The sequence below is a fragment of the Cytobacillus sp. FSL W7-1323 genome, assembly GCF_038595015.1.
Taxonomy (GTDB): domain Bacteria; phylum Bacillota; class Bacilli; order Bacillales; family Cytobacillaceae; genus Cytobacillus; species Cytobacillus kochii.
The window spans coordinates 519,549-544,361 of sequence record NZ_CP151998.1; the positions used below are offsets into that span (position 1 = coordinate 519,549).

Genomic DNA, 24,813 nt, shown 5'->3' on the forward strand with positions numbered 1-24,813 from the left:
AAAAAGATTAGGAGGTGTTGTCAATGAGAAGGTCATACCGTGTCCTCATTGCACTATTATCCATATTTGTTATCATGTTTATGAATATAGGTAGTTATGCCAGTGTTGCACATGCATGGGGGACTTGGAATAATGCGCCAACTTGGAGTGGACCTCAATGGGAGACACCACCAGAATGGGAAACCCCTCCCGAATGGGAGACACCGCCCGAGTGGGAACAATCTCGATGGGAAACTTCACCAGAGTGGAATGAACAATTATGGCAAAATCAATCTGAATGGGTAACGCCGTATTGGAATACCTCACCGGTTTGGGAACATGCACCATGGGAACAAAATTTAAATTCCGATAATAGCAATAATAACACTTCTAATGATCCAAACAACCCAAACAATCCAAATAACCCAAATAACCCAAACAACCCAAACAATCCAAATGATCCTTCAAACTTACCCGAAGGACCCATTGCAGGCAATCCACAACCACCATATAGCCCAGACTATCAAAATCCGACACTGGATACATTAGATAGGTATAATAATACAGTATCTGATAATCAGTCGTTTTTTGAGTTTGAAGATCCAAAGGCTTATGACGGTATAAAGTTTGTTACAAATGACGTCATCGGTAATACAGTTAACTTTGCTGATGAAATGGTTCGTGCTGGAGATACAGCTGGCTTTAGCAATTATGCATCCAGTCGTTCCAATCTTGTCCTAGCAGGATTCAAAACTTTCGCCAAAGGTGACGCGACAATTGATGCTGCTTATGATGTAGCGGATGTTGGGCTGAAGGGGAAGGAAGTTTATGATAATTTAAAAACAGTTAATGAATTTAGAAATATCGAAATGATAAGATCCTCTAGTGACATAATTGATATTGCCAGCGTTGATGATTTATATAATGCTACAAAAACTTTCACACCTGCAAATGCTGTTGTGTCCGCAGTTACATTACCTTTTGCTATTAAAGATACAGTTGATAATGTTGGGAAGTTAAACTCAGCAAGTACTTCAGAAGAGAAAACAAATGCTGCATGGGACCTTGTTGGTAATACAGGAGAAATCATTACTGGACTTGCGCCAGCAGTTGCTATGATACCCGGTGCTCAACCAATAGCTGCTGGGATGGTAGTGGTTGGTGGGGTATTATCAATTGCTAGTTTAGGTCAAAAATTATATAGGAATAGAAAAGAAATTATCTCAAATGTTAAAGATAAGTTCAATAAAGCTAAAGAGTCTGTTACAGGGTTCTTTAAATCTGTATTTAGTTAAATGAGGTATATGTATGATAAATGTTAATCCAACACCTGAACAAATAAAGAATATAAAAAGGCACAAAAGGCTATTTGAGAAATGGGATATGTGGAAATTTGCTTTCTTTTATAAAGGTCAACATTATTTTATAGTGGATTATGCAAAATTAAATAATAAAGTTAGTGGTTATCTAATTATGGATAAAGCTGGGGAAGTATTGTCCTTAGAAGAAGCAAAACTACCTGCTTATTATTTGTTACTTTTTAATACGATGGCGAACAACGCTGGTAGAGGGATGGCCATTCAAGCAAAGAAAGAACCCCTAACCTATAAGGAAATGAACCGTATATTATTAGATAATCAAGAAAAATTATTGACTGAATATCCTCATATGGTACAAGTGATTAATAGAATTGTAGAACATAATGAAAAAGTAATTGAACGACCTAAGAGAATAAAAGAAATTATTTACAATTTAGGCTATATGCAAAGAGAAGTAACAAGAAATATCGGTTATTTTGATATCCCATTTATGGACAGTTTTGAAGATGAATATGGGAAATATAGTGCGATGATGTATACCATAGCTAAAAATGAAATTTCATTAGAAAGGGATTATGAAGAGTTAAAAAAAGTAATGTCTAATGAAACTATCTTTTCTTCAAAGAAAGATAAAAATACATTGCAAACACTTTTAAATGACTGGTTAAAAACAAATGATACATTAAGGAAATCGATTGCTACATTCGAATTAGACGAGAGAGGAAATAAGCTACAAATAGATGAAAGAAATATAAAGCAGTCTTTATCAAAAAACAGAGAAGACATAGGTAAAAGGGATTTCGAAAACAAAATAGTCCCCGTCTTAAGAAACCCAAAATAACCAGGAGGACTCTATGAAAAGTATTCTATCAAGCTCCTTCTCTTTATATATACAAGACTTTTTAAAGTTAATGTTGTTGTCAGTTTTGACATATGTCCCCTTGTTATTTTTGCATGCGATAATTGTTAATTATATTTATGCCGAGACAAGGTTTGCTGAATATCCCGGTTTGATTGGGGATGTGGCTAATGGGATTTTCATGATTGTTTTTCTTACGATTGCTCAGTTGCCATTCATTAAGTATACGCTTTTAGAAAGTGAGGATGCTGATCATCCCCTCAAGCAAGCGATTTCGTTCGCGATAGAAAAAGCATTACCTATTTATTTGTTTGCTTGCTTGTACTCTATTTGCATTTTTATCGGTGGCTTATTATATGTGATTCCTGGTCTAGTTGTCCTTGTATTATTTTATTTTGTTCCTTTTTTCTTAGCGGAGAATGGAAAATTAAGAACCGCTTTGAAAAAATCAGTTGAATTTATTAAAGCTCATTTTTTCAAAGCGATTTTCGTTATTTTTATATTAAGTATTATTCAATTGGTATTCGAGAATATCATGATTTATTTATTATCTCTGTATACTGACGTGTATTTCACAACTTTAGCTTTAAAAATCGTACTACTCATGTTTTTATTACCACTTCAAGTGATTTTTCTGACAAACATTTTTAATAGTTGGCGGGAGACAGAAAAAGGAGGGATATAATGTCGCAGAAAGAACGTAAATGGAGAAGAATCTATTTATTTATTATGTTATTTGTCTACATCCTCTTCGTTCCCATTTCACTTTTTGAATGGTTATTATCAAGTGATCGCTTTCCAATTGCTGCAGCGGTAGTGGCCATTGCTTTGCCGTTTATGCGTAAAAATCATTTAAATACCATTAGAAAAGAAGAAAGTAGTAGTTTATGAAGTTAAAAGAAGCTTCTTAAAGTAGACTTATTAATGTAATGTATGTTGGGGTCTACTTTTATGGTGTTTCTAACTAACACAAGGACCATACAGAAAGCGAATATTTTAATAAACAGAATAAGGTCGTGAGTGAATGAAACAGAAAAGACTTTTTTTGATTACGCTTATTTCTTCCGTTATGCTAATGGCGGCATGTGGAAATGCAAAAGAAACGAATAGCACACCTAAGGAAGAAACAAAAGAAGTTAAAGCAGAAGAAACAACAACGGAACCAGAAGTGGAAGAAGAAAAAAAAGAGGAATCTTCAAATGGTAATGACGGCATGCTTAATCCTAATATTGAAGAAGAATCCCAAGGTAATGTTGAAGTGGTGTTCACGAACAAAGATCCTCAATTTATAAATGATTTAGATGGATTTAAAGTAAGTGTAGATGAGTACCAAATTGTAAAGGTGACAGATGTTAGCGCCGATTATACTATACCATTTAAAGATCAAACAGAAGGCTATGTAATGACAGCCAAAGTAACTATTGATAATACGACAGATAAAGGTATTTATTATAATAATATATATAGAGTGCAGTTCGGAAGTGAGTTTGATTACATAACTAATGATATTAATAAAACTTTTGTCCGAGAAGAATTTCCGAAATCAGAAAAAGAGACAGAAGTAGGGAAATTCGCACCTGGAGAGAAAGTATCAGGTTTGATTTCTTTTATTTTCACTAATGATGAGTTTAAAGCGTTAGATTCTGTAAAACCTAAATTCATTATTGAAGGCGGAGCAGCCGATAATAATCAATTCTCAGGTAGCAATAAACAACAAGCTGTTTTCGACTTCCCTTATAGCGGCGGTCAGCAAGAGGAATTAAATAACGCTACATCATTTTATCCAGATAGGTTAACAACTGCAAATATGGCGAATAAAGAAATGATTTTTGAAGAAACAGCTATTAATGAAACAAAACAATTAGATGATGTAAAAGTGACTTTAGCAGGTGTTCAATATACAGAAATTGAGCCAACACCAGATAATAAAGAGCGCTTCAGAAACTTTGGAGATAAAGGGATCGTTGCTATTACTGTTAAATTGAATTTAGACAACCAAACAGATTCACCTATTAGTCTTTGGAATATTAGCTCCAAAGTCGATTTAGATAAAGATAGAGGACATATTAGAGCACAAGGTATGGTAGAACCTGAAGAACCTAAAGAATTAAAAGCTGGAGAGCAGAGTGAAAAATATCATGTTTTCTTAATGAACAAAGATGAGTTCGAGCTATTTGCATCATTTGACTTACAGTTTGGCCCGTTTGTTGGAGAAGACGGTAAAGATATGTTCAAAGGTGAAAGTGTAGAGTTCAATTTACCAAGATAGTGCTAAATAGAAATAAGTATAATGGAGGAAAGCAGTCTTACAGGCTGCTTTTCGGTGTTTATATTCACAAAAAACAGCGATATCCGTAATGATAAATGAGTGAGGCACCTCAAAAAATCACTCGATTGCATTTTTTAATTATATATTTGGAGGATTGAATCATGAAAAAACGATCCACACTCTACCTCCTTGTTCTTTTCTTTCTCTTGGCCGCCTGTTCAGCAGAAAAAGAGGCGAGTAATCAAAATGAAGATGACCAAAAGAAAGCTGGAGCGGAAGTAGCAGAGGAGCAACAAAAATCGGACGAAGAAAATGAATCAGTGGAAGACGTAGATAATGAAGAATTAGTTGTGAGAGAACTGCCTAAAAGTATTGAAGAAGTTGTTGAATATCCTATTGGTGTGTTAGGTGTTGAGGATATCATGTTTGCTGATGAGCGGATAGAGGCGATCTTAAAAGATATTCCTGCTTTACCAGAGGATGCAAGTCATGAGGAATTACAGAACTTGACAAACTATTTGTATTCAGTATTTAAGATGCCATACGAAGACCCGAAAGTTTCTATTGAAGAAAGCAGTTTAAACAAGCCTGAGGAAGCCGAAGAATTAGCATCTAAAGAACAATATAATGTAGAAATTGTATTGGACGCCAGTGGAAGTATGGCGAATTATATGGGTTCTAAAACAAGGATGGATTTAGCTAAAGAATCGATCGAGGAGTTTGCATCCACATTACCGGAAGATGTGAATTTAAGTTTAAGAGTGTATGGCCATGAGGGGTCGGGTTCAGATGAAGATAAGAAAATGTCTTGTGCTGCCAATGAGTTAGTATATGAATCGCAAACATATAATGAGTCAGAATTATCCTCTGCGCTTAATTCTTTTGAACCAGCAGGATGGACACCGCTAGCTCAGTCGATTAAGGAAGCGAAAGAGGATCTATCAAAGTACTCTGGAGAAGAGCATAAAAACGTTGTCTATATTGTCAGTGACGGAATTGAAACATGTGATGGCGATCCGGTAGCAGCTGCGAAAGAATTAAAAGATTCGGGAATCTCACCGGTGGTTAATGTCATTGGATTTGATTTAGCCAGTAAAGATGAACAGCAACTGAAAGACATCGCCAAGGCAGCAGATGGTAGCTATGTAAATGTGAATAACCAAAACCAGCTTAATGATGAATTAAGTAAGACAGTAAATGATACTCTGAAATGGATTAAGTGGAGTAGTGGTGAAAAAATAAGTGCAATTTCAAAGTCTAACGAAGAAATAATGGGAATTATTAGTCTGGAAAATGAATGGAAATCTAAATTATTTAAAGAAGAAGACATGATTATGCAATCAATTTATGAATTACAGAATAATAATAAACTTACCAAGGAACAGGTAGATAAAATGATTTCATCTGTTAAAGAGTTTTATAAGAGCCATCATGCTTCTATAAACATGTTGAATGATGTATTAATTGATTTATCATATGAGAATCTAGATGAAACTTTAGATGAAATTGATAAGTTATATGATGAAAATATACCAAATTAATTAGTGTATACTTAGTATGAATTAAGCAGTGCTGCGAAGGTGGGAACCACTATTTAGATAAGAGGTATAACCAGTGATTAATGTAAAACTAACTAAAAATCATAAAAAAAATATTAAAGCTTATAAACGTTTATTTGAAAAGTGGGATATGTGGACTTTTGCTTTTAAACAAAATGATGAATATTATTTCATCACTTCCTATACACAAAGAATAACCGATAAAGTGAAAAGGTTATTTAATTTTAGATAGTAATGGGAATGTTCCTTCATTAGAAAAAGCGAAGGTACCTTTATACAGCTTGGTTTTATTTAATACAAAAGCTGATAATGCAAGGACTGAGATGGTCCATCAAATGAAAAAGATTCTGAAACCTTACAAAGATATGTATGAAGTCCTTAAGACAAACAAAGATCATATTCTCAATGAGAACCCTCAAATGGAATTCACTATTAATGCCATAATGCAGCAAAGTAAAGAAGGGATGAAAGGCCGAAAAAAATTAGAGAGATTGTGATGAATTTAGGTAATATGCAAAGGGAGGTCACTAGGGGTACGGGTTTCTTGGAGACTTCCTTTTTACGCTAATGCATAATACGATTAACGGAATAGGTCCTCAAATGAAAAAAGGTATGAGTACGTATGAAAAAATGTATCAACTTTTAGAGAAAAATCGAGATAGGATTATTAAGAGTAATCCCCAATTTAAAGAACAATTGGATCAAATGATTGAACATAATAAAGAAGCAGCAAAAAGACCAGAGAAAATTAAAGAGATTTATTATAATATTGGGGAAATGCAAAGAAAAGTAACTAGGGGATCTGGATATTTTGATATTAACTACTTAGTAAGATTACAGGATGCATTTGGAAAGTATGGCACTTTAATGTATACATTCGGAATAGGAGAGCGAGCATTAAAAGGTCCTTATAAAGAATTAAGTCAATTGTTATCCACAAAGGGACTAGGTGTTCCGTCTAAAGATAAATCTACAATTAGAGCCCTAATAAAGGCATGGTTGCCAACAGTGGAAACAAACTTAAAGAAGTCCATGGCTACCTTTGAATTAGATGAGAGAGGAAAGAAACTTTCTATCGATCATCAAAATATAAAACAATCATTAGCAAATAATAGGGAAGAGATTGCTAAGCGAGATTTTAATAAAAAGATATTACCTTTACTAAGAAACCCACAATAATGTTGAGACTAACTCGACTTCGACCAAACCCAAGCCAAAGGAGGGAATCTCTCATGCTAACTAATAAGAGAATAACCCTGCAGACTCTCTCCGATGCTTTTTTTTGTAATACCTAGGGGTGTTAGTGTTGAATAATAAGTTCATAGTGTTTTCCAGTTTCATTCCCTTGGGTAAAGCGATTTGAACCAAGGTAATAGCTGACAATATCCAACTTATCAATTGATATTTGCCAATCCCAAACCATCTACCTCCAAGAATCAACCCCCAATATCCACATTTACTCCTTTCTCCTTTTGTAAAGCAAAGGAAAATCTTTTATTGTTATTCATATAGTGGTAAAAGTGTGAAAAAAGGGGTAATTGGATAGAGAAACTTTTTACCTTTTATATCGTAAGTATGATTGAACTGATTTTTGTAATGATATGTTTGATAATTAGGGTTCGTAAGGAGGTTAACATGTTAAAACGAGTTTCGTTGTTTCCTATATTACTTGTGATGGCAGGTATGGTGCTGATCGGTTGTAATGATAAGGGAGCCGTGAGTAGCGAAGAAGTGAAAAAGCAGGTTGATCCGTATGAACAGTTAGTGGAAGAAAAGAATAAGGAGTTAGAGCTAGAGCCTTTGACATTAACGACGTATAGTGATGAAATTGGTGCAACGTTTGATTCGCCGGAGTACCGGGAGTTTGCGGCGAATGGTACGGTGACGATTGAGGGGAGCATTGAGGATTATCGAGGATTGAAGTCTGGTTATGCTTGGATTAGTGTGACGGCAGAGGAAGACGGGGTTGCCGGAAGAGAGCATGAATATTATGCGCCTATAAAAGAGGGTCAAATCAAGCAGGATATTCAGTTTTTTAATGGCGAAGGTACGTATCATATAAAGGTACAATTACCCGATGATGAGCGGGAGAATTATTATTATGATACAGCACGGTTTACTGTTCATAATGTGAATCCGGATGTGAAGAGAGATGTGACGTATACACCATATGGTCAAGAAGTAGGACTTTCGGTAGGGTTGGATACAAGCTTCTTTGAAGCAGAAGAAGTTTTCCCATTAAAAGGTGTGGCAGAAGGATTGGATGAGGAAGATACAGTAATGCTTCGCGTGTCGAAGGGAACGGATAATTGGAATCATGTACTCGCCGTTAATCAAGAGCACCAATTCGATTATGAGGTGCCTCTCTTTTATGGCGAAGGCTTGCATAAAGTGGAAGTCATGGTACCGGATGGTGACCGAGAGAATTATTATCAAACGGCTACGACTCTCATGGTGAATAATACATCTCAGCAAACGATGGAGCCAATCGAGTACTCTAGCCTTTATAATGAACGAGGGGTAACTTTAGAAACGCCTGCATACAGTGGAGATGAATCGAGTGGAGATTATACCATCAGTGGAATGATTCAACCTGAAGCTGAATTAGCGAGTGAGACAACACACCTTTATGTATCAAGTAAAAAGGGTGAGGATACGGCATTAGATGTGATTCCAGTTCAGGATTTTCGCTTTGACGATTCCTTTTATTTGAGGTTTGGACCAGGTACTTATGATATTACGGTTAGTGTACCTGAGATTACGAAAGAAAATAGTGATACCTTTCGCTTTTATAGCGTAGCTAAATTTCAGGTGGAAAATACCGGTGAAGATCGCCGGGATTTGTTACCGTCTCGTGGAGTTCAGTCCGACCATCCGAAGATTAATAGTTTAGCAGAAGAACTGCTTCAAGGGGTGGAAGGCGACCGTGAGAAAGCAAAGGCGATCTATGACTATGTGGCCGAACATATCGCTTATGATGTGGAGAAGTATAATACAGATGACTTTCATTGGGATGACAGTGCTATAAAGGCATTGGAAACGAAAAAAGGTGTTTGTCAAGACTATGCCTACTTAGCCATTGCTTTGCTGAGGGCAAGTGACATGGAAGCAAGGTTTGTTGAAGGTAATGCTGGTTCTGGTTTTACAAGGGGGGCACTCGGTGGCCGCCATGCGTGGGTAGAAGTGAAGGTGGATGGTGAATGGCTAACAATGGATCCTACTTGGGGTTCTGGTTATGTAGAAAATGATACCTTTGTTGCAGCTTATAACGAAGATTATTTTGACCCGGAACAAGCCACTTTTGAGGAGACCCATTATCGTACAGGAATATCTTATTAATAAAGAAACGACATTCCCGAGCGAATGTCGTTTTTTATGGCTCATTTATGTTGAAAATGGATGGATTCCTTGTTAAGAAAAGGATATTTTTTTACTTTTTTTGCGTTAAGATCATGTTTAAATAGATTGATTGCGTTAATCTGGTGATTATTGTAAGTATTATAGTAATAGGTACCTGATTGGGCACACATGGCATTTGTGTAGATGGTGTACCATGAGAGGTTATCACTTAATTCCGCTCCTTTTGCTACCTCACAGTATTCTAAAGTTTTGAATGTGTTCCGGACACCGCCAACCTCGTTAGTAACTGGCTCAATATGATTTCGCATGAATGCGGCTCTCACGAAACGGGAGGGGGAGGAGAAGTCGCCAGGTATGCCGAATGTACCGCTTAATAAATCCCCGCCTTCTAATGGATATCTACCCCAAGTGGCTTCTTCAGGATCATCTGCACTTACTGTTGAATAGATACCAAGGTGAGTTAATTGCCATTCAAAATCAGGACTGTTCGTCATCACACCAATTTTATTTGCATGAACCTTTAATCCCTTTTTAGTTTTTTCGACAACGATAGAACGACCAGATCGGTCACTAAAAATCCAATGCATGGGAGGGATGCTGTCAAGAACCTCGATTTTTGCACCAACTATATTCACCTGGGCGATATGTTCGGCGAGTTCTTCTATTGATTGAAATTGTGATAAAGCCCAAAAGAGTACATCATAGCAAGCAAGGTTGATCACGTTGTTTTTTGGGGTGCTATAGTAAGCATATCCTTCAAAATAGAGAACCGCACCCATCAGACCTTGTTCATTCATGCCGTCAATCATGGCGAATTGATTTTGACCCATTAATCCCATACCTATTATTGCATATGGGTTCGTAATGGTTTTTTGATCCTCACGATTTACCCATTGATAATTTCGAGGGAACACATAGATGTTATAATCCGCCGGAAGATCCACAAAGTCCATATTCCTACCAAGGAAACTCAAACGATTCTTCGTACGTAACGCTACGCTTGTGCACATTAATAAACAACTCCTTTCCTTTAATATCCTTATAACGATATATGATATGTAGGAAGGGGATTGTATTAGTCGTAACTTGTGAAGGGATGAACATTTATATAACCATTTATAAGCCAACTTAACCGAGTCTGAATGATTTATCTTAAGTGTTAAATCATATAAAATAAGAATTATAAATGTTTGTTCATTTTTATTTTTTTCCTAAATCATAGGAAGAAAGAAGATGAATTTGTGCGAAGAATGGTAGATTTCACAGGAATTTAGCAAGATTTAGCGAATAGAAGTATAAGTAAGGAGAAGAATGCCCTTTATTAAAAAATCAGGAGGATGGTCAATGAATCATAAAATGAATCCGGTTGTCGAGCAAGTGCTCATTAATATAGATAAAGTAATGATCGGTAAAAGAGAAGTGGCAGAATTGAGCTTGGTTGCCTTATTATCTGGTGGTCATGTGTTACTTGAAGATGTGCCTGGTGTTGGTAAGACGATGATGGTTCGAGCGCTGGCAAAATCGCTAGGTGCGAACTTTAGAAGAATTCAATTTACCCCTGATTTATTACCATCGGATGTGACAGGCGTTTCAATTTATAATCCGAAAGAAATGGCATTTGAATTCCGCCCGGGTCCAATAATGGGTCAGATTATATTAGCAGATGAAATCAACCGGACATCCCCTAAAACACAGTCCGCCTTATTAGAAGGGATGGAGGAGAAGAGTGTAACAATTGATGGAGTGACTCATCAATTAGGTAGCCCTTTTTTTGTGATGGCGACACAAAATCCGATTGAATATGAAGGAACTTACCCGCTCCCAGAAGCGCAGCTTGACCGTTTTCTGTTAAAAATGCGTATGGGTTATCCTGAAGGAACAGAAGAGATTGAATTATTAAGTCGTGTTCAAAGTGCACTCCCGATAGAAGAAATACAGCCAGTAATGGAGTTAGAACAGCTGAGAGACATGCAGGCGAAAGTAAAAGAGGTGTATGTCGATCATTCCATTAAAAGCTATATTGTTCATATGGCTGAGCAAACAAGAAACCATAAACATGTGTATTTAGGCGTTAGCCCTAGGGGGTCTATTGCTTTAATGAAAGCATCACAAAGCTATGCGTTTATGCATGGAAGAGATTATGTCCGTCCTGATGATGTGCAATATTTAGCAAGTGCGGTCTTTAGTCATCGCTTAATTCTCAAGTCAGAAGCAAAATTTGAAGGGGTCAAAGCAGAACAAGTGATTGAGAAGATTATCGATGTTACACCGGTACCAGTGCAAAAGGCTGTGAAATAGGATGAGGCGATGGTTATTCGCAGTAAAGGGTGTATGGAAGTTAATGTTATTGTTCCTTTTACTACTCATTACTTTTTCATATGCGATGTTTCAAGGAGGATTTGTCAGCTGGTTCTTATTTTATAGCTTTTTACCGTTTGGTTTATATGCATTTGCACTGGCAATGTATCCGTTGCATCGTATCCATGTAAAGAGAGAACTTTCCAGTCAAGAGGTGAGTGCAGGAGATACACTATCGATACGTCTTTCTATTCATATGGATACGATTTTTCCGTTATTTTTTCTTGTTATCGAAGACCATATAACATCTTCGCTACAGATGAAGAAATATCTGTTATTTCCTGGATTTCGTAAAAATCTCGTTGTTTCGCAATCATTTAAGGAAATCCCTCGCGGAGAGCACGTTTTCCGATATGTTCGGCTGAAAATAGGTGACCCTCTTGGATTAATCGAACGTGAAGTAAACATGTCACTTGAAGACCGCATGATTGTGTATCCAACTTATGAAGAAATAGTTTATCAACCATTTAGTCACCAATTTGATCAAGGAATGACGGCTTCAGATGAAAGGGTGCAGAGAGATACGTCTATGGCTACAGGCGTCCGTGAATATCAACCAGGTGATCGTTTTTCTTGGATTAACTGGAAAACATCCGCCAAGCGTAATGAAATGATGGTTAAAGAATTTGAACAACGCAAATCGCATGATGTATATCTTCTCATCGATCGTTTTCCTGATGTACATTTTGAAGCAATCGTTTCTTTTACCGCTTCTCTTGTATATGCAATTCTGCGAAAAGGGGCACAGGTAGGGTTCCTTTCAGCGGGGAGAAATCGAGTGGAGTTCCCTATTCTTGGTGGTGAAGGGCAGCTACAACGAATCTTTTATCATCTAGCTACAGTGAAGGCGGATAGTAAACGTCCTTTAGAACAAGTGTTAGATGTAGAAAAAAGTCTTGCCCAACAAAATGATCAACTACTGCTTGTTACTGCCAAACTAAACAAACGTTTGCTTGAAAAGGCGAGCTTTTATTCTCAAAAAGGAAGTGTGACGATTTTTCTTGTGAAAAAAAAGGAAGAGCAAGCAGTACAAGAGGAAATTCGTTTAAAAGACACCGCTACTTCAAGAGGAATACGTATACAAATTGTGCATGAAGGTCAATTTTCTGCCGCATTCTCGGAGGTGAGGAGCGGATGATGAAAAGATTTTCTACTTTGGTTCTTTATCTCTTTGGTTTTCTCCTCATTTGGGAGTGGATTAGGCCGTTAGAGCAATTAACGGATACAGGGAATGTGTGGGTGTTCTTTCTTTTCCTATGTATTGCCCTTGCGATGGATTTTTTAAAATGGCATTGGGTCCTTCGCTTTGTCATTAATGGAGCGATTATTTTCTTCAGTTTAATGTATATTTATTTTCTTGATCAATATGGACTGATTGGCTCGATTCCTATGATGATTCAAGAGTTATTTGATAACTTTTTGACGATGTTACAAGCGCAATGGACCGCTATAACAGACATGTTTAGGACTTTATTATTCTTCATTCTTTTATGGTTGATGTCTTACCTTATTCAATATTGGCTCATCCAACGGAGACAAATTTTTATTTTCTTTTTCATGACATTGGTCTATATTACTGTCCTTGATACATTCACACCATATAATGCAGAAATGGCAATTATTCGAACCGTAATTTGTGGATTTTTAATGATGGGGATTCTCGCCTTCTATCGTCAACTAGAGAAGGAAGATATTGAAGCGAAAACATCGAAACTAAGCAAATGGATGATCCCTCTAAGTGGATTGGTGCTCATGAGTTCTCTCATTGCCTTTGCTGCACCAAAGGCAGATCCAATTTGGCCTGATCCTGTTCCTTATATCACTTCATTTAATGAAGATAGTAGAAATGAAGAAGCTGGAGGGGTGCGGAAAATTGGCTATGGTGAGGATGATTCTTTATTAGGTGGCTCTTTTGTTCCTGATGATACTCTCGTGTTTGTTGCGAAAACGGAAGATCCCCATTATTGGAAAGTAGAGACCAAAGATGTCTATACAGGTAAGGGCTGGGAACTTTCAGAAGAAAATCGTGGCAGCGAGTTTTTTGCATCAGGAGAAGAAGTGCCGTTGGAATCATTTTCAGAGAATGAAAATGTCGTTGTTGAGGAAAGAGTCAGTAATGTACAAATGAACAGAGCACGTCCTCAAATTGTCTATCCATTAGGGATAAAAAGTTTTCAAAGTGAAAACATCCCATTTGAATTGAATGAAGCGCTTGAGAAATTTTCAATTAGATATGCAGAGGATTCTCTCATGCCAACTTATGACGTAATCTTTAATGAACCCACTTATAGTGTAAATGCATTAACGGCAGTTAATAATGATAATCACGGTTTAGATTCAGCGTTTTATGAAAGGTATACGCAATTACCAGAAGATCTCCCTGATCGTGTGCATGAATTGGCAGAAGAAATTGTAGCAGGGCATGATAATTGGTTTAACCAAATTCGTGAGATTGAAGGCTATTTTGCTCGATCGGGTTTTGTTTATTCACAAAGAGATGTGGCTGTGCCAGGACCAGATGAGGATTATGTCGACCAATTTTTGTTTGATACGAAGTTAGGTTATTGCGATAACTTTTCAACAGCAATGATCGTGCTAGCCCGTTCTGCTGGTATTCCGACTAGATGGGTTAAAGGGTTTACTGAAGGTGAAAGAACCAACGCAAATGGATTAACTGTTGGTACTTATGACATTACGAATAACAATGCTCACTCATGGGTGGAGGCTTATTTTCCTGGCGTTGGATGGATTCCGTTTGAGCCAACAACAGGTTTTAGTAATCCTGTAGAATATGAGTTTGATTTAGATGAGGAAACAACGCCTAATAACGCGGAGGAAACGGAAACACCGGAAAGAGAAGAGAGACCAGATGAAGCAGAAACGACTGAACAAACAGAAACAGCGTCAAGCACTTTTAGTTTGACGGAGCTATGGGATTCGGTAAAGGAAGCGGTTCAACAACACTGGAAAAAGATTATTTTAATAATCATTGTGCTTGCTTTCATCGGTTACCTAACGTATATCAAGCGGGGTAAATGGCTACCTTACTTCTATATTTGGACATACAAACATCGTAATAATGATCGGGATTTTGAGAAAGCGTACCTTGTTTTATTACATGCATTTTCACGGTTCGGGGTGAAAAGGAAACAAGGACAAACCTTACATTCTTTTGCCAAAGAGGTCGATCGTTTGCTTGGGCATCAACAGATGAGTCAGCTAACGGATAGTTACGAGGCTTATCTATATAGTGGTAAGCAAGAAAAGGGCATTTGGAAGAGAAATAAGGAATTGTGGGAAAATTTAATAAAAGCCACAATCGCTTGACCGTTAAAATAACCTGTTGTTAAAATAGTTGAATGAGAAGTCATGGATTCATATGCATGATGACTATCAATAATTTTAACGAATAACCTTCATATATCCTTGGTAATATGGTCCGAGAGTCTCTACCAGACTGCCTATAACAGTCTGACTATGAAGGCAGAATATATTTAGCCTAGCTAGATTTCTGCCTTCTGACTATATTTTCGGGGGGAAGAACTCTAGTTTTTTGTATGAAATAGTAGGTGTTGGATAACCTACAAATGATACATTCGGAGTCACTCTTCATATATGAAGTGGAATAAAAGAATGAGGGAATCATTCTATCAATGTTGACGAGGTGAACAGCGTGACGGGGAAAGTAGAATTGCATGACCAGGAAATGATCGTTGTACTAGACTTTGGTAGTCAGTACAATCAGTTGATTACACGCAGAATTAGGGAGTTTGGTGTTTATAGTGAATTACATCCGCATACCATTACTGCACAAGAAATCAAAGAAATGAATCCAACAGGAATCATCTTCTCTGGTGGTCCAAACAGTGTTTACGGCGAAAATGCTTTTCGTTGTGATCCAGAAATTTTTGAATTAGGTCTACCAATCTTCGGTATTTGCTACGGTATGCAATTAATGACGATGCATTTCGGAGGAAAAGTAGAAGGTGCAAAGCAGCGTGAGTACGGTAAAGCTGTATTAAAATTACAAAATCAATCTAAATTATTTGCCGATCTTCCTGAAGAGCAAGTGGTTTGGATGAGTCATGGTGACTTAGTCGTTGAAGCACCAGAAGGTTTTGCAATTGATGGCACTAACCCTTCTTGTCCTGTCGCAGCGATTAGTGACGAAGCACGTGGGTTATACGGAGTTCAATTCCACCCAGAAGTACGTCATTCTGTATACGGTAATGATATGCTGAAAAACTTTGTTTTCGGTATTTGTGGCTGTAAAGGCGATTGGTCTATGGAGAACTTTATTGAAATCGAATTGGAAAAAATTCGCCAAACAGTTGGAGATAAGAAAGTCCTTTGTGCACTTAGTGGCGGAGTAGATTCTTCTGTTGTTGCTGTTCTTATTCATAAAGCGATTGGTGACCAATTAACATGTATTTTTGTTGATCACGGTTTATTGCGTAAAGATGAAGCAGAAGGCGTTATGAAAACTTTCTCTGAAGGCTTCAATATGAATGTCATTAAAGTAGATGCTAAGGAGCGTTTCTTAAGCAAACTTGAAGGTGTCAGCGATCCTGAGAAAAAACGTAAAATTATTGGTAATGAATTCATTTACGTATTTGATGATGAAGCACATAAATTAGAAGGTATTGATTATTTAGCACAAGGTACACTTTATACAGATATTATCGAAAGTGGTACTGCAACAGCGCAAACAATCAAATCTCACCACAATGTAGGTGGACTACCTGAAGATATGCAATTCCAATTAATTGAGCCGCTTAATACTTTATTTAAAGATGAAGTGCGCGCACTTGGAACAGAATTAGGTATTCCAGATGATATCGTTTGGAGACAACCATTCCCAGGTCCTGGTTTAGGTATCCGTGTTCTTGGTGCAATCTCTGAAGAAAAACTTGAAATCGTCCGTGAATCAGACGCGATCCTTCGTGAAGAAATCAAAAATGCTGGTCTTGAAAGAGATGTGTGGCAATATTTCACTGTCCTACCTGACATTCGTAGCGTAGGTGTAATGGGCGATGCGCGTACGTATGATTACACAATTGGTATCCGCGCCGTTACTTCAATTGATGGAATGACATCCGATTGGGCACGTATTCCTTGGGATGTGCTTGAAGTTATCTCAACAAGAATCGTTAATGAAGTGGACCATATCAACCGCGTAGTGTATGATATTACTTCTAAGCCACCAGCAACGATTGAGTGGGAATAAAACAATACACCTTAGAATCCTAGTTTGGATTCTAAGGTTTTTTAATAAGTATTCTTTTTGGGAGGGTGTTAGGTGTTATATTTAAAACAGGCACAATTAGAAGAGTTGGATGAAATCATGTCCATTATTGACCGAGCAAGGGAAACGATTGTTAAAAGAGGTATTCCACAATGGCAGGATGGAGATGGACCCAATCGAGAAATCATTACACAGGATATTTCGAATAAGGAAGCCTACGTGTTGATGGCGGATGAACGAAAAGTCGGTATTGGCACGATCTTAACTGCGCCAGAAGAACCGTATGAGCAATTAGTGAATTGGGAGAAAGCAGAAACGCCGTATGCTTCGATTCATCGAGTAGCGATTGACCCAGAGATACAAGGAAAGGGTTATTCGACGATATTGCTTCAACATTTAATTACCGCTGCAAGGCTCAATGGATTTCGTGATATTCGCATTGACACCCATCCCGAAAATGAAGTCATGCAAAAGGTTATTCAGAAAGCTGGTTTTTCCTATATTGGGGATGTGGAACTAGATGTTCCAAATGGTAATCGATTTGCCTACCAAATATTGCTTAAATAAAAGAAGTATTGCTTCATAAATCTAGTTGGTTTATAGTTAAACCAAATGAAATTACGTATATAAAGTGGAAAATAAACCTAATTCCGAACAATGGTAAAAAACGGACTGAAAAATGTTCGTTTTTTATATTGACTAGGACTTTTTTAATTGCTAATATAATAGAGAATTAAATATTAAAAACATCTTCGTATAATGTTGGGAATATGGCCCAAAAGTTTCTACCAAGTTACCGTAAATGACTTGACTACTTGATGTGTGTGCGTAATAAAGGAATGTGCTTTAGATATTATACTAATCTTATTTTTTACATTCCATGTTACTTATACCATCCCTGTTGTCAAGACTTCGGTTACTTTCCGAAGTTTTTTTAATGCCAACTTTAGGGGGAAAATTAAAAATGAAAAAGTACTTCCAATTCGACGAACTCGGCACCAATTTTCGCCGTGAGATTATTGGCGGGATTACAACATTCTTAGCTATGGCTTATATATTAGCAGTTAACCCTGCTGTACTATCGTTAGCAGATGTACCAGATCTTCCAGATGCTATGAGAATGGACATGGGGGCAGTCTTTGTTGCTACAGCTTTAGCAGCCGCGATTGGTTCAATCCTCATGGGGGTTATCGCTCGTTATCCAATAGCTCTTGCTCCAGGTATGGGTATAAACGCATTTTTTGCCTATACTGTAGTACTGACAATGGGTATTTCATGGCAACATGCTTTAGCTGGAACATTTATTTCGGGTGTGATTTTCATTCTATTATCACTATCCGGTATTAGAGAAAAAATTATTAATGCAATTCCAGCACCATTAAAATTTGCTGTATCTGCAGGGATTGGCTTGTTTATTACATTTGTTGGTGCGCAAAACGCTGGTCTTATTGCAAATGATGACGCAGTGTTAGTTGGTTTAGGTGATTTCTCTGATGGTAATGTGTTATTAGCTATTTTTGGTATTATTATTACTGTTATTTTAATGACAAGAGGTTTAAAAGGTGGTATTTTCATCGGGATGGTCGTAACGGCTGTTGTTGGTATGATCTTTGGTCTGGTGGATGTGCCTCATAAAGTCGTTGGAGCAGTACCAAGTATTGCACCAACTTTTGGTGAAGCGTTCGGTTCTTTTGGAGATGCATCATTCTACTCAACACAAATGCTTGTGGTTGTTTTAACATTTTTATTCGTAGACTTCTTTGATACAGCAGGTACACTTGTAGGTGTAGCGAATCAGGCGGGATTAATGAAGGACGGTAAATTACCAAGAGCAGGAAAAGCTTTACTTGCTGACTCAACAGCAACTGTTGCAGGTTCAATTTTAGGAACATCTACAACGACTTCTTATGTAGAATCTTCTTCAGGGGTCGCTGCAGGTGCAAGAACAGGTTTCGCTGCTATTGTAACAGGTGTCTTATTCTTACTAGCAATCTTTTTCTTCCCGATTGTGTCAGTAGTTACATCAGCAGTTACAGCACCGGCCTTAATTATAGTAGGGGTATTAATGGTTGCTTCATTAGGTAATATAGATTGGACAAAATTTGAAATAGCGGTACCAGCGTTCTTAACTATCTTAGCCATGCCTCTTACCTATAGTATTGCAACAGGTATTGCAATTGGATTTATTTTCTATCCAATTACAATGATTGTTAAGGGGAGAGCTAAAGAGATTCATCCAATTATGTACTTCCTATTTGTAGTATTTGTTCTTTACTTTATTTTCTTGAAATAATATCTAGGAGGAAATATCCACTCCTTAAATAGCCAGTTCCCATCATTTAATGGGACTGGCTATTTTGTTATTTATAGGGTGAAAATTTCATTTTTGGTAGCAGATGTTTGCAACTTAGCGACTGGTAGTTGCAAAGGTCTCTTACTTTCTCTATTATGTATGTTCTATTTCTACATATATTTTTCCTGAGATTTTACAAGTTAATTCTACTAAACTGATACAATCATGATGGAAATGGTGTGATCAGGTATTTCAAAGTGATGTGACAAGAATCCATCAGCCAAAGAGAAACAGTTAAGCTTATAAAGCGAAGAAATGAGTAGCGAGATTTTGAGTTTTTGACAAAAACATTGGTTCTATTCTTCTTACTCAAATGGAAGGAGTGAGGAAATCTAATTGCTTTGTAAGAAGAATAAGAGTTTCTCGAACGATTAAGAAATAAATGTTTAAATGCCTTATAAAGGAGGTATATATACAACAATAGTATTTTTATAAAAAAACTTTATATTTGTTGTTGACGAAAGTAGATAGGGATGATACTATTATAAAGCAGTCGTTGATAACGCTTTCTTAGATTACTTTCGAAAAAAGAATTTTAAAAAGTTGTTGACAATAGATTGCGAGAATGTTATATTAATAAAGTCGCTTCTGAAGCGAACGAGATTGTTCTTTGAAAACTGAACGAACGTAAAACGTCAAGCGTAATTCTAAAAAAAGCTGATTTATCAGCAACAAAGCACCATAGGTGCAAATGAGCTAATCAAACACTTTATTGGAGAGTTTGATCCTGGCTCAGGACGAACGCTGGCGGCGTGCCTAATACATGCAAGTCGAGCGAATCTGAGGGAGCTTGCTCCCAAAGATTAGCGGCGGACGGGTGAGTAACACGTGGGCAACCTGCCTGTAAGACTGGGATAACTCCGGGAAACCGGGGCTAATACCGGATAATATCTATTTATACATATAATTAGATTGAAAGATGGTTCTGCTATCACTTACAGATGGGCCCGCGGCGCATTAGCTAGTTGGTGAGGTAACGGCTCACCAAGGCGACGATGCGTAGCCGACCTGAGAGGGTGATCGGCCACACTGGGACTGAGACACGGCCCAGACTCCTACGGGAGGCAGCAGTAGGGAATCTTCCGCAATGGACGAAAGTCTGACGGAGCAACGCCGCGTGAGTGATGAAGGTTTTCGGATCGTAAAACTCTGTTGTTAGGGAAGAACAAGTATCGGAGTAACTGCCGGTACCTTGACGGTACCTAACCAGAAAGCCACGGCTAACTACGTGCCAGCAGCCGCGGTAATACGTAGGTGGCAAGCGTTGTCCGGAATTATTGGGCGTAAAGCGCGCGCAGGCGGTTCCTTAAGTCTGATGTGAAAGCCCACGGCTCAACCGTGGAGGGTCATTGGAAACTGGGGAACTTGAGTGCAGAAGAGGAAAGTGGAATTCCAAGTGTAGCGGTGAAATGCGTAGAGATTTGGAGGAACACCAGTGGCGAAGGCGACTTTCTGGTCTGTAACTGACGCTGAGGCGCGAAAGCGTGGGGAGCAAACAGGATTAGATACCCTGGTAGTCCACGCCGTAAACGATGAGTGCTAAGTGTTAGAGGGTTTCCGCCCTTTAGTGCTGCAGCAAACGCATTAAGCACTCCGCCTGGGGAGTACGACCGCAAGGTTGAAACTCAAAGGAATTGACGGGGGCCCGCACAAGCGGTGGAGCATGTGGTTTAATTCGAAGCAACGCGAAGAACCTTACCAGGTCTTGACATCCTCTGACAATCCTAGAGATAGGACTTTCCCCTTCGGGGGACAGAGTGACAGGTGGTGCATGGTTGTCGTCAGCTCGTGTCGTGAGATGTTGGGTTAAGTCCCGCAACGAGCGCAACCCTTGATCTTAGTTGCCAGCATTTAGTTGGGCACTCTAAGGTGACTGCCGGTGACAAACCGGAGGAAGGTGGGGATGACGTCAAATCATCATGCCCCTTATGACCTGGGCTACACACGTGCTACAATGGATGGTACAAAGGGCTGCAAGACCGCGAGGTTTAGCCAATCCCATAAAACCATTCTCAGTTCGGATTGTAGGCTGCAACTCGCCTACATGAAGCCGGAATCGCTAGTAATCGCGGATCAGCATGCCGCGGTGAATACGTTCCCGGGCCTTGTACACACCGCCCGTCACACCACGAGAGTTTGTAACACCCGAAGTCGGTGGGGTAACCTTTTGGAGCCAGCCGCCTAAGGTGGGACAGATGATTGGGGTGAAGTCGTAACAAGGTAGCCGTATCGGAAGGTGCGGCTGGATCACCTCCTTTCTAAGGAATATACGGAATTAACTTGATGTTAGACTGTTCGTTCAGTTTTGAGAGTATAATCTCTCAATTCAATCGTTCTTTGAAAACTAGATAATGTAATGAAGAAGATTACCGAGTAATCGCCACCTTAGTTATTTTTCTCTCTATATAATAGAGTAGAGATACTAAACTTTTTTTAAAACAAACAACCGTGAGGGAAGCGAAAGCAACCCAAACATATGGTTAAGTTAATAAGGGCGCACGGTGAATGCCTTGGCACTAGGAGCCGATGAAGGACGGGACTAACACCGATATGCTTCGGGGAGCTGTAAGTAAGCTTTGATCCGGAGATTTCCGAATGGGGAAACCCCCTATCCGTTATGGGATAGGATCCATACCTGAATACATAGGGTATGGAAGGCAGACCCGGGGAACTGAAACATCTAAGTACCCGGAGGAAGAGAAAGCAAACGCGATTCCCTGAGTAGCGGCGAGCGAAACGGGATTAGCCCAAACCAAGAGGCTTGCCTCTTGGGGTTGTAGGACATTCTATACGGAGTTACAAAGGAACGAGATAGACGAAGAGGTCTGGAAAGGCCCGCCATAGGAGGTAAAAGCCCTGTAGTTGAAACTTCGTTCCCTCCAGAGTGGATCCTGAGTACGGCGGGACACGAGAAATCCCGTCGGAAGCAGGGAGGACCATCTCCCAAGGCTAAATACTCCCTAGTGACCGATAGTGAACCAGTACCGTGAGGGAAAGGTGAAAAGCACCCCGGAAGGGGAGTGAAAGAGATCCTGAAACCGTGTGCCTACAAGTAGTTAGAGCCCGTTAATGGGTGATAGCGTGCCTTTTGTAGAATGAACCGGCGAGTTACGATTACATGCGAGGTTAAGTTGGACAGACGGAGCCGTAGCGAAAGCGAGTCTGAATAGGGCGAATGAGTATGTGGTCGTAGACCCGAAACCAGGTGATCTACCCATGTCCAGGGTGAAGTCCAGGTAACACTGGATGGAGGCCCGAACCCACGTACGTTGAAAAGTGCGGGGATGAGGTGTGGGTAGCGGAGAAATTCCAATCGAACTTGGAGATAGCTGGTTCTCTCCGAAATAGCTTTAGGGCTAGCCTCATGCGTAAGAATCTTGGAGGTAGAGCACTGTTTGGACTAGGGGCCCTCATCGGGTTACCGAATTCAGACAAACTCCGAATGCCAAAGATTTATCCATGGGAGTCAGACTGCGAGTGATAAGATCCGTAGTCAAGAGGGAAACAGCCCAGACCACCAGCTAAGGTCCCAAAGTATACGTTAAGTGGAAAAGGATGTGGAGTTGCTTAGACAACCAGGATGTTGGCTTAGAAGCAGCCACCATTTAAAGAGTGCGTAATAGCTCACTGGTCGAGTGACTCCGCGCCGAAAATGTACCGGGGCTAAACGTATCACCGAAGCTGTGGATTGAACATCGTTGATGTTCAGTGGTAGGAGAGCGTTCTAAGGGCGTTGAAGCTAGACCGTAAGGACTGGTGGAGCGCTTAGAAGTGAGAATGCCGGTATGAGTAGCGAAAGATGGGTGAGAATCCCATCCACCGAATGCCTAAGGTTTCCTGAGGAAGGCTCGTCCGCTCAGGGTTAGTCGGGACCTAAGCCGAGGCTGAAAAGCGTAGGCGATGGACAACAGGTTGATATTCCTGTACCACCGTATTCTGTTTGAGTGATGGGGGGACGCAGGAGGATAGGGTAAGCGCACTATTGGATGTGCGTCTAAGCAGTTAGAGGGACCATGAGGCAAATCCCATGGTCACATACCTTGAGCTGTGATAGCGAGGGAAATTTAGTACCGAAGTTCTTGATTCCACACTGCCAAGAAAAGCCTCTAGCGAGGAATAAGGTGCCCGTACCGCAAACCGACACAGGTAGGCGAGGAGAGAATCCTAAGGTGAGCGAGAGAACTCTCGTTAAGGAACTCGGCAAAATGACCCCGTAACTTCGGGAGAAGGGGTGCTCATTAGGGTGTTAAAGCCTTGATGAGCCGCAGTGAATAGGCCCAGGCGACTGTTTAGCAAAAACACAGGTCTCTGCGAAGCCGCAAGGCGAAGTATAGGGGCTGACGCCTGCCCGGTGCTGGAAGGTTAAGAGGAGAGGTTAGCTCACGCGAAGCTTTGAATCGAAGCCCCAGTAAACGGCGGCCGTAACTATAACGGTCCTAAGGTAGCGAAATTCCTTGTCGGGTAAGTTCCGACCCGCACGAAAGGCGTAACGATCTGGGCACTGTCTCAACGAGAGACTCGGTGAAATTATAGTACCTGTGAAGATGCAGGTTACCCGCGACAGGACGGAAAGACCCCGTGGAGCTTTACTGTAGCCTGATATTGAATTTTGGTACAGCTTGTACAGGATAGGTAGGAGCCTTAGAAGCCGGAGCGCTAGCTTCGGTGGAGGCGTCGGTGGGATACTACCCTGGCTGTATTGAAATTCTAACCCACATCCCTTATCGGGATGGGAGACAGTGTCAGGTGGGCAGTTTGACTGGGGCGGTCGCCTCCTAAAGAGTAACGGAGGCGCCCAAAGGTTCCCTCAGAATGGTTGGAAATCATTCGTAGAGTGTAAAGGCACAAGGGAGCTTGACTGCGAGACCTACAAGTCGAGCAGGGACGAAAGTCGGGCTTAGTGATCCGGTGGTTCCGCATGGAAGGGCCATCGCTCAACGGATAAAAGCTACCCCGGGGATAACAGGCTTATCTCCCCCAAGAGTCCACATCGACGGGGAGGTTTGGCACCTCGATGTCGGCTCATCGCATCCTGGGGCTGTAGTCGGTCCCAAGGGTTGGGCTGTTCGCCCATTAAAGCGGTACGCGAGCTGGGTTCAGAACGTCGTGAGACAGTTCGGTCCCTATCCGTCGTGGGCGCAGGAAATTTGAGAGGAGCTGTCCTTAGTACGAGAGGACCGGGATGGACGCACCGCTGGTGTACCAGTTGTCTTGCCAAAGGCATCGCTGGGTAGCTATGTGCGGAAGGGATAAGTGCTGAAAGCATCTAAGCATGAAGCCCCCCTCGAGATGAGATTTCCCATAGCGCAAGCTAGTAAGATCCCTGAAAGATGATCAGGTTGATAGGTTAGAGGTGGAAGTGTGGCGACACATGTAGCTGACTAATACTAATCGATCGAGGACTTAACCAAAAACGAAAAGCGAAAGCGCCTTGCACAGGTGCGACAAGCATAAGACAGATTTGACAGGAGGTTGTTCTTTAACCTCATGACAAATTTGACTTATGACCTCG

15 protein-coding genes, 2 rRNA genes and 2 riboswitches are annotated in these 24,813 nt (G+C 39.8%); of the genes, 16 read left to right on the forward strand and 1 reads right to left on the reverse strand.

Annotation, left to right across the window (positions count from 1 at the left end; translation table 11 throughout):
- The first annotated feature begins 23 nt into the window (after positions 1-23).
- The 8 genes from MKX67_RS02795 to MKX67_RS02830 all read left to right on the forward strand — a co-directional run bounded on the left by MKX67_RS02795 (position 24) and on the right by MKX67_RS02830 (position 9,324).
- Positions 24-1,274, forward strand: coding sequence for a hypothetical protein (locus MKX67_RS02795; protein WP_322910496.1), 1,251 nt, complete (start codon positions 24-26; stop codon positions 1,272-1,274).
- Between the two features lie 13 nt (positions 1,275-1,287).
- Positions 1,288-2,139: a hypothetical protein gene (locus MKX67_RS02800; RefSeq protein ID WP_322910495.1), complete on the forward strand. Its 852-nt coding sequence runs from the start codon at positions 1,288-1,290 to the stop codon at positions 2,137-2,139.
- 13 nt (positions 2,140-2,152) lie between these two features.
- The gene (locus MKX67_RS02805; RefSeq protein WP_322910494.1) at positions 2,153-2,842 is read left to right on the forward strand and encodes a hypothetical protein; all 690 of its coding nucleotides are present in this window, start codon (positions 2,153-2,155) and stop codon (positions 2,840-2,842) included.
- Positions 2,842-3,048 (forward strand): hypothetical protein, encoded by a 207-nt coding sequence (locus tag MKX67_RS02810; protein WP_251163555.1) that lies wholly within the window; start codon positions 2,842-2,844, stop codon positions 3,046-3,048. The genes MKX67_RS02805 and MKX67_RS02810 overlap by 1 nt, the downstream gene beginning before the upstream one ends.
- 133 nt (positions 3,049-3,181) lie before the next feature.
- Complete coding sequence (locus MKX67_RS02815; RefSeq protein ID WP_322910493.1) at positions 3,182-4,426, forward strand: DUF5068 domain-containing protein; 1,245 nt, start codon at positions 3,182-3,184, stop codon at positions 4,424-4,426.
- Between the two features lie 161 nt (positions 4,427-4,587).
- The gene (locus MKX67_RS02820) at positions 4,588-5,967 is read left to right on the forward strand and encodes a VWA domain-containing protein (RefSeq protein ID WP_322910492.1); all 1,380 of its coding nucleotides are present in this window, start codon (positions 4,588-4,590) and stop codon (positions 5,965-5,967) included.
- A 618-nt stretch (positions 5,968-6,585) separates the two neighbouring features.
- Positions 6,586-7,164 carry a hypothetical protein gene (locus MKX67_RS02825; RefSeq protein WP_251163559.1) on the forward strand — a complete coding sequence of 193 codons (579 nt, stop codon included), beginning with the start codon at positions 6,586-6,588 and terminating at the stop codon, positions 7,162-7,164.
- Between the two features lie 456 nt (positions 7,165-7,620).
- The gene (locus tag MKX67_RS02830; RefSeq protein WP_322910491.1) at positions 7,621-9,324 is read left to right on the forward strand and encodes a transglutaminase-like domain-containing protein; all 1,704 of its coding nucleotides are present in this window, start codon (positions 7,621-7,623) and stop codon (positions 9,322-9,324) included.
- A gap of 41 nt (positions 9,325-9,365) precedes the next feature.
- Here the strand turns inward: MKX67_RS02830 and MKX67_RS02835 are convergent, their stop codons facing one another.
- Positions 9,366-10,355, reverse strand: coding sequence for a choloylglycine hydrolase family protein (locus MKX67_RS02835; RefSeq protein WP_307319157.1), 990 nt, complete (start codon positions 10,353-10,355; stop codon positions 9,366-9,368).
- Between the two features lie 334 nt (positions 10,356-10,689).
- Here MKX67_RS02835 and MKX67_RS02840 point away from each other — a divergent pair, with 334 nt between their 5' ends.
- The 8 genes from MKX67_RS02840 to MKX67_RS02875 all read left to right on the forward strand — a co-directional run bounded on the left by MKX67_RS02840 (position 10,690) and on the right by MKX67_RS02875 (position 24,712).
- Positions 10,690-11,643 (forward strand): MoxR family ATPase, encoded by a 954-nt coding sequence (locus MKX67_RS02840; RefSeq protein WP_224939194.1) that lies wholly within the window; start codon positions 10,690-10,692, stop codon positions 11,641-11,643.
- 1 nt (position 11,644) lies between these two features.
- The gene (locus MKX67_RS02845) at positions 11,645-12,841 is read left to right on the forward strand and encodes a DUF58 domain-containing protein (RefSeq protein WP_340977692.1); all 1,197 of its coding nucleotides are present in this window, start codon (positions 11,645-11,647) and stop codon (positions 12,839-12,841) included.
- Positions 12,838-15,030: a transglutaminaseTgpA domain-containing protein gene (locus MKX67_RS02850; protein ID WP_322910489.1), complete on the forward strand. Its 2,193-nt coding sequence runs from the start codon at positions 12,838-12,840 to the stop codon at positions 15,028-15,030. The genes MKX67_RS02845 and MKX67_RS02850 overlap by 4 nt, the downstream gene beginning before the upstream one ends.
- Before the next feature lie 69 nt (positions 15,031-15,099).
- Positions 15,100-15,201, forward strand: a riboswitch (purine riboswitch).
- Positions 15,202-15,376: 175 nt separating this feature from the next.
- Positions 15,377-16,930 carry a glutamine-hydrolyzing GMP synthase gene (guaA, locus tag MKX67_RS02855; protein WP_095370729.1) on the forward strand — a complete coding sequence of 518 codons (1,554 nt, stop codon included), beginning with the start codon at positions 15,377-15,379 and terminating at the stop codon, positions 16,928-16,930.
- Between the two features lie 72 nt (positions 16,931-17,002).
- Positions 17,003-17,515: a GNAT family N-acetyltransferase gene (locus MKX67_RS02860; protein WP_322910488.1), complete on the forward strand. Its 513-nt coding sequence runs from the start codon at positions 17,003-17,005 to the stop codon at positions 17,513-17,515.
- Positions 17,516-17,680: 165 nt separating this feature from the next.
- Positions 17,681-17,784: riboswitch (purine riboswitch) on the forward strand.
- A 128-nt stretch (positions 17,785-17,912) separates the two neighbouring features.
- Positions 17,913-19,241 carry an NCS2 family permease gene (locus tag MKX67_RS02865; RefSeq protein ID WP_095370727.1) on the forward strand — a complete coding sequence of 443 codons (1,329 nt, stop codon included), beginning with the start codon at positions 17,913-17,915 and terminating at the stop codon, positions 19,239-19,241.
- Between the two features lie 769 nt (positions 19,242-20,010).
- Positions 20,011-21,559, forward strand: a 16S ribosomal RNA gene (locus MKX67_RS02870).
- Between the two features lie 220 nt (positions 21,560-21,779).
- Positions 21,780-24,712 (forward strand): 23S ribosomal RNA (locus MKX67_RS02875).
- The 16S and 23S rRNA genes sit together here, the layout of an rRNA operon.
- Positions 24,713-24,813: the final 101 nt, after the last annotated feature.